The 7227-nt window shown below is 69.2% G+C and carries 4 protein-coding genes; all 4 read right to left on the bottom strand.

The genetic code is table 11. The features are described from left to right. Positions 1-126: 126 nt before the first annotated feature. Entirely contained in the window at positions 127-1329 is a 1203-nt protein-coding gene (locus HV824_RS34140) for a PEGA domain-containing protein (RefSeq protein ID WP_176420667.1), read from the bottom strand. 62 nt (positions 1330-1391) lie between these two features. Continuing rightward, the gene (locus tag HV824_RS34135; protein ID WP_368671030.1) at positions 1392-2861 is read right to left on the bottom strand and encodes a PEGA domain-containing protein; all 1470 of its coding nucleotides are present in this window, start codon (positions 2859-2861) and stop codon (positions 1392-1394) included. A gap of 99 nt (positions 2862-2960) precedes the next feature. Continuing rightward, entirely contained in the window at positions 2961-4892 is a 1932-nt protein-coding gene (locus tag HV824_RS34130) for a type IIA DNA topoisomerase subunit B (protein ID WP_176420665.1), read from the bottom strand. Between the two features lie 12 nt (positions 4893-4904). Next, the coding region (locus HV824_RS34125) for a DNA topoisomerase (ATP-hydrolyzing) subunit A (protein WP_176425130.1) at positions 4905-7227 on the bottom strand (2323 nt) is incomplete at its 5' end.

Here is a 7227-nt window from a genome sequence, read left to right as displayed (position 1 = left end):
GGGCAGGGCGGGCTGGCTGATGACGCTCGTCTGGGCGAGCGCGAGGCTGGGGAGGAGCAGGAGGGCGAGCAGGCGCATACGCCCCGGGACTCTAGGCTTCCGCCGTCCCGGGACAAGCGCTCTGCGCTACCAGTCCTCGGTTCCGGACACACCGTCGAGCGGGTCGTCGCCGGGCTTGCTCTGCTTGTCCTGGGCCTTGCCACGGCCGCCCCGGTCCTCCGACGACCAGTCCTCCATGCCGCCGCGGCTGTCCAAGGGGTCCTTGCTCCGGGTTACCTTCTCACCGATGTTGTTCACCAGGTGGTTCACCACCCGCTCCATCTCCTGCTTCAGCTGGCCGAACTCATCGCCCTGGACGGACATGCGCCGCCCCGCCATCCTCTGGCCGGTGCGCGCGTCGTAGTAGCCCAGCGTCAGCTCGGTGCCCTCGCCATTGGCGCGCAAAGTGCCCAGCATCACCCGGTCCAGCCCCAGTGACTGCGCCATGGCCGCCACGCCAGACGCCTTCTCACCGGCGCGGTTCACCTCGCCCGCCACCCGGTCCAGCTTCGCGTCGTAGGCCTTGTACGAAGAGGTAGGCACCAACCTGGCGGTGACCTCGGTGTCGTCGGTGGCCACCTCCATGATTTGCCCGTACTGCTGGAAGCCCGGGCGCTCCACGCGCAGCAGGTGCTTGCCAATGGGCAGCGCGGGCAGCGTCACCGGCGTGTAGCCCACGGCCTCGCCGTCCACGTACACGCGCGCGCCCGCGGGCCGCGAGTTGACCGTGGCGGTGCCGCGCAGCTGGGACGTGCGGCTGGTGGCCACCTGCACGCGCAGGGAGAGGAACTCGCGCGTGAAGCGCTTGGGGGACAGCTCATGGGTGGGGGACAGCGCGATGAGGTCGATGAGCGCCAGCTTCGCCTCCTCCACCTCGCCGCGCAGGTGCAGCACGGCGGCGTACAGCGCCAGCGCGTCACACAGCGGTGAACACCCGCGCATGGCGCCCGCGGCCCCCTGCAGCTCCTTCAGGGTGGCGCGCACCTTGCGCTCCGCCTCCTCGTATTCCTTCTTGTCGAAGGCGGACAGGCTCTCCGAGTAGCCCTTGCGCCCGCGCTCCAGCGAGGCCCGGGCCGCCGCGTCCTCCGGCATGCCGAACAGCTCCTCCGACTTGCGGACCTTCATGCCGGCGAAGTGGCTGAGGGCGTCGTTCATGTAGCCCTCCATCTGCACGCTGGAGGCCTCGGAGGCCGGGTCCATGGGCACCAGGAGGGTGCTGACGCGGCGCGCCTGGGGCGGGGCCGCGAGGGCCAGCGCGGGGAGGAGGACAAGGGCGAGGGCGGCTTTCATGGGGTGACCTCTGAAACAGGCGACGCGGGAGGCGGTCCGGGCATTCAACACGCGGCTCCGCCTCAGAATCCGACTCCACCAGAGACGGGGTTGAACGGGCGGCCCTTGTCCTGGGACGTCGCCACGAAGACGGCCCCGGCCGTCACCGCCGCCGCGCCGCCGACCACCGCCCAGAACCACGGGCGCTTGATGAGGGTGGAGAACGAGCTGCCGCCCTCCGCCACCCGGGGCGCCGCGACGCCGGTGACGAAGGCGCGCACCTGGTCCGCCGCCGCGTCCGGGCCGTTCTTCTTCGCGCCAGGCACCAGGGAAATCTCCACCCCGCGCAGCCGCGCGTTGGAGCGCAGGTCCCACGCCTGGAGCTCGGCCTGGAGGTAGCCCTCGTCCCCGCGGTCCACCGCCGCCAGCACCACGTAGCGGGCGTTGAGCCGCTCACCAATGGCGCGTGCCTCGGGCGGCGGCGTGTCGCGCTCGAAGGCCTGTTCGGTGCTGGCGTGGACCGCCGCGTCACGCACGGCGGAAAGGCCCGGGGTGGGCTCCAGCGCCGCCTTCACCTCGGTGCTCTTGGCGGACGCGATGTCAGTGTACTGGGCGAAGGCCGCGTAGCCGGGAAGGGACACCACCACCGGGTGCTGGCCCGCGGGCAGCTCCACGCCCTTGAGCGGCGTGACGCCCAGCGCCCGGCCACGCACGAGGACGCTGGCGCCCGCCGGCTGCGACTCCACCACCAGCGTGCCGGCCGGCCGCGCCGTCACCTCGGCGCGGGCCTGGTCGAAGGCCTTCAGCACGTCCTGCCCGAAGAGCGCGGTGTCGGGCGTCATCGACGGCTCCGCCACCACCGCGCGCTTGAACGCCTCCTGGCCGCCGGCGGAGTCGCCGTTGAGCAGCCGCGAGGCGCCCAGGAACAGGTACGTCTTGGCCAGCCGCTCCGGGCTCAGCTCCGCCGGCTGCTTCGTATAGGCCTCCGCCGCGGCCACGAACTTCGCCTCGGCGGCCTCGGGGTCCAGGTTGTCGTAGTCCGTGCGGCCCTGCTCGAAGAGCGTGTCCGCGCGCGTCAGCGAGGTCGGCGGGGACGGCGGGAAGGCCGCGCCCAGGTCCACCAGCGGCACGCCGCTCGCCTTCAGCCGACTCAGCAGGTCGCCCTCCAGCTTCACCGCGACCTCCTCCACCGTGGACGTCCGCGCCACCGCGAAGAGCGCCACCGGCCCCTCGGCCGTCACCGCCGCGCTGGCCAACGCCGGCTCACCCGCGGCGCCCGGCTCCGGCGCGGGCGTGGCCACGGCCGGGGCGTCCGGAGACACCAGCGGCGTGACGGACGTCTCGTCGTTGTCGTTCGGAGAGCCGAAAATCCGGGGCTCAGCGGATTCATCGCTGTCCGCGTCATCCGCCGGGGGGGCCTTGGTCGTCTTCACCGGCTGGGTGGTGGAGGGGGGCTTCTTGCTGGACTTCTTCTTCCGCGAGGACTGCCCGTAGGCGGGAGAGGTGGCCAGCAGGAGCGCGAGCAGCAGGGAGGTTCGGCGGAACGTAGTCACGGCGCGGATGCTAGCCGAGCCAGGGCTCCGTCTCAAAAGCCCTGCTGCGCGCGGGGCCCTCCGGGGTGGGAGGGACCCGCGCGGGTGATTCCGCCCTGACTAGACGTCCAGGTCCTGGACCTCGCTGGCGCGCTCCATGATGAACCGGAAGCGGGCGCTGACGTCCTTGCCCATCAAGTCGTTGATGAGCCGGTCCGTCTCCAGGGGCTTGTCGATGGTGACGCGCAGGCTCATGCGGTTCTTCGGGTCGAGCGTCGTCTGCTTCAGCTCGTCGGGCGTCATCTCGCCCAGGCCCTTGAAGCGCATGATGTTGGGCTTGGCGTTGCCCTTCGTCTTCTCCTTGATGATGCGGTCGCGGTCCGGCTCATCCAGCGCCCAGTACGTCTCCTTGCCAATGTCCACGCGGTACAGCGGCGGCTGGGCGATGTGGATGGCGCCGCTCTCAATCAGCGGGCGCAGGTGCCGGTAGAAGAAGGTGAGCAGCAGCGTGGCGATGTGGTGCCCGTCGCTGTCGGCGTCCATCAGCAGGAAGACGCGGCCGTAGCGCAGCTTGCTGATGTCGAAGTCGGAGCCGATGCCGCAGCCCAGCGCGGACACGATGTCCTGGAGCTCCTTGTTCGTCGTCACCTTGTCGGTGGACGCCTGCTCCGCGTTGAGCACCTTGCCGCGCAGCGGGAGGATGGCCTGGGTGCGCCTGTCGCGGCCCTGCTTGGCGGAGCCGCCTGCGGAGTCACCCTCCACGATGAACAGCTCGCTCTGGCCCGGGTCCGTGGACGAGCAGTCCGCCAGCTTGCCCGGCAGGTTGAGCCGGTGGCTGACCGCCGTCTTGCGGCTCACCGCCTGGGACGCGGCCCGGCTGGCCTCGCGCGCGCGGGCGGCCAGGACGATGCGGGCCACCACCGACTCGGCGATGGACTTGTTGTCGTTGAGCCACTTCTCCAGCGCCGGACGCAGCACGCCGTCCACCTGGCCGGACACCTCGGGGTTGTTGAGCCGCCCCTTCGTCTGGCCCTGGAACTGCGGCTCCACCACGTAGGTGGACAGGATGGCGGTGATGCCCTCGCGGATGTCCTCCGCGGTGAGCGTCACGCCCTTGGGCGCGATGCCGTGCGTCTCGATGTAGTTGCGCACCGCCTTCACCACCGCGCCGCGCAGGCCCGCCTCGTGCGTGCCGCCCAGCGGGGTAGGGATGCCGTTGACGTACGAGCGGATGTGCTCGTCGGTGGCCTCCGTCCACGCCAGCGCCGCCTCCAGCCGCACCCCGTTGTCACGCGAGTGGTAGAAGGCCGCGCTGCCCGCGGGCACCAGCGGCTTGTTCCGCTCCGTCACCACCTTGGTGAGGTACTCCGCGATGCCGCCGTCGTGCTTGTACGTCACCGACGTGGGCGGGCTGGACGTCTCGTCCTTCCAGACGACCGTCATGCCCTTGTGCAGGTAGCTCTTGGCCTCCAGTCGCTCGCGCACCATCTCCGCGTCGAACTTCAGCTTGTCGCCGAAGATCTCCGGGTCCGGTTCAAAGGTGACGGCGGTACCCGTGCCCCGCGTGGCGCCTTCCGCCTTCAGCGTGCTGGTGGCCTTGCCCCGCGCGTACGTCTGGACGTGCTTCTTGCCATCGCGCTTGATCTCCACGACGAGCTTGCGCGCCAGCGCGTTCACCACCGAGCTGCCCACGCCGTGCAGACCGCCGGAGTGGATGTAGTTGCCCTGCTCGAACTTGCCGCCCGCGTGAAGCGTCGTGAGGATGACCTCCACGGCCGGCTTCTTGTGCTTGGGCATGATGTCCACGGGGATGCCTCGCCCGTTGTCCACCACGGTGACGCTGCGGCAGTCCTTGTGGAGCGTCACCTCCACCGTGGTGGCGTAGCCGTTGATGACCTCGTCCACCGAGTTGTCGAGGATCTCCCACAGCAGGTGGTGATACCCCGTGCTGTCGGTGCCGCCGATGTACATGGCCGGGCGCTTGCGCACCGGCTCCAGGCCTTCCAGGACCTGGATGTCCGCGCCTGTGTAGGTTTCCTTCTTCGTCGCCATGGCGTCCTCTGCCTAGTCCTTCTTCTCGGGCAACGGGATGAAGGTGACGGGGCGCGCCACCTCCTTCACGGCGTCGCGCTTCGACATCTCGTGGCCCTTGCCGCCGCGGCCCGTCAACCCGTACTTCGCCGGGGACAGGTGCAGCTTGCGGCCCTTCTGCGTCTCGAACTCCAGCTTCGCGTCCTTCTGCGAGGGCGACGCGGCGAGGAAGTCCACCACCCGGTCATTGCCGTCCACCTTGATGACGGTGACGCCCTTGCCCGGGCCCGCCAGCTCGTTGACCTCCGCCACCTTGCACACCAGGGCGCTGGTCTTCTCCGTCAGCACCGCCAGCAGGTCGCGGTCCGTCACCGGCTGCACGCCGATGATTTCGTCGCCTTCACCCGTCTTCGCGTAGCGGCGGCCGGCGCGCGTGGAGACCTCCAGGTGCGGCTCCAGCAGGAAGCGCATGCCCAGGCCCTGCTTCGTCACGCCCACCAGCTTCTGCGGGCGCGGCAGCCGCGCGTCCAGCGACAGGGCGGACACCACGCGCTCGCCGTCGTCGAACTTGAAGAACTTCTGCACCGGCTCGCCGTAGCCCGTGGAGGCGGGCACGTCGTTGAAGCGGGTGACGTACGCGGTGCCGAAGTTGCTGAACAGCACCAGGTTCGCCTTCAGGCTGCCGGCCAGCACCGCCATCACCGCGTCGCCTTCACGCAGGCGGGTGGTGGACGGGTCCTTCACCTCGCGCACGCGCTTGACCCAGCCGTCGCGGGTGATGACCACGTGTGCGTCCTCGTCCGCGATGAACGCCTCGGCGCTGAACTCCATCTCCTCGGAGCCCGCGCCGCCAATGCGCGTGCGGCGCTTGTCATTGTAGCGGGCCTTCATCTCGCCCAGCTCGTCCCGGACCGTGTTCCACACCTTGTTCTTGTCCTTGAGGATGCCCTGGATGCGCTTGATTTCGGCGCGCTTCTCCTTGAGCTCCTTCTCCACGACCAGAATCTCCAGGCGGGCCAGCTTGTAGAGCTTCATCTCCAGGATGGCGTCCACCTGGGCTTCATCCAGCTTGAAGCGGGCGATGAGCTTCCGGGCCGCGTCCTGCTTTCCTTCCGACGCGCGGATGATCTTGATCATCTCGTCGAGCGCGTCGTAGACCTTCTCGAAGCCCTCCAGGATGTGGACGCGCCGGAGCAGCTCGCCCAGCTCGTGCTCGAAGCGCTTCGTCACCACGTCGAAGCGGAAGGTGAGGAAGTACCAGAGGATGTCCTTGAGGTTGAGCCGCTCGGGCGCGCTCAGCTCGGGCTTGTCCTTGATGGGGACCAGGCAGGTGAGGTTGACGCCGAAGTTCGTCTGCAGCGGCGTCTGCTTGTACAGGTACGCCATCACCAGCTCGGGGTTGGCGTCCTTCTTCAGCTCCAGGACGATGCGCACGTCCTTGGTGGATTCGTCGCGCACGTCGGTGATGAGCGGCAGCTTCCGCTCGCGCACCAGGTCGCCGAACTTGGCCACCAGCGTGGACTTGTTCACCGTGTAGGGGATGGAGGTGATGATGATCTGCTGGCCGCCTCGCTTGAGGTCCTCCAGCTTGTACTCACCGCGGATCCGGATGCTCCCCTGGCCCGACTCGTAGATGTCGCGCAGCTCCTTCTTGTCGTTGAGGATCTGCCCGCCGGTGGGGAAGTCGGGACCCTTCACCCACTTGAGCAGGTCCTTCGTCACGAGCTGCGGGTTCTCGATGAGCGCCACCAGCGCGTCCACCAGCTCGCCCAGGTGATGGGGCGGGATGTTGGTGGCCATGCCCACGGCGATGCCCGTGGTGCCATTCATGAGCAGCTGCGGCACCCGTGCGGGGATGACCACCGGCTCCTGCAAGGTGCCGTCGTAGGTCGGCCGGTAGGCCACCGTCTTCTTGCCCAGCTCCGTCAGCAGCTCGCTGGACAGCATCGCCAGGCGGCACTCGGTGTAGCGCATGGCCGCCGCGCCGTCGCCGTCGAGCGAGCCGAAGTTGCCGTGGCCGTCCACCAGCGGGTAGCGCAGCGAGAAGTCCTGCGCCATGCGCACCAGCGCCTCGTAGATGGAGGAGTCACCGTGCGGGTGGTACTGACCCATGACGCTGCCAACCACCTTGGCGGACTTCTGGTACTTGGCTTCATGCGTCAGCCGGTGGTCGTGGTACATGCCGAACAGGATGCGGCGCTGCACCGGCTTGAGGCCGTCACGCACGTCCGGCAGGGCGCGCGAGGTGATGACCGACAGGGCGTAGTTGATGTACCGGCGGCGCGCCTCGTCCGCGAGTGAGGCCGGCACGGAACCGTCACCACTGCCGCCCGCGGAGCCACCCCCTCCGTTGCCG

Origin of the sequence: Myxococcus sp. AM009 (assembly GCF_013372605.1) — a bacterium.
Classification (GTDB): Bacteria; Myxococcota; Myxococcia; order Myxococcales; family Myxococcaceae; genus Myxococcus; species Myxococcus vastator.
This window is presented reverse-complemented; position numbering and strand designations above follow the sequence as displayed.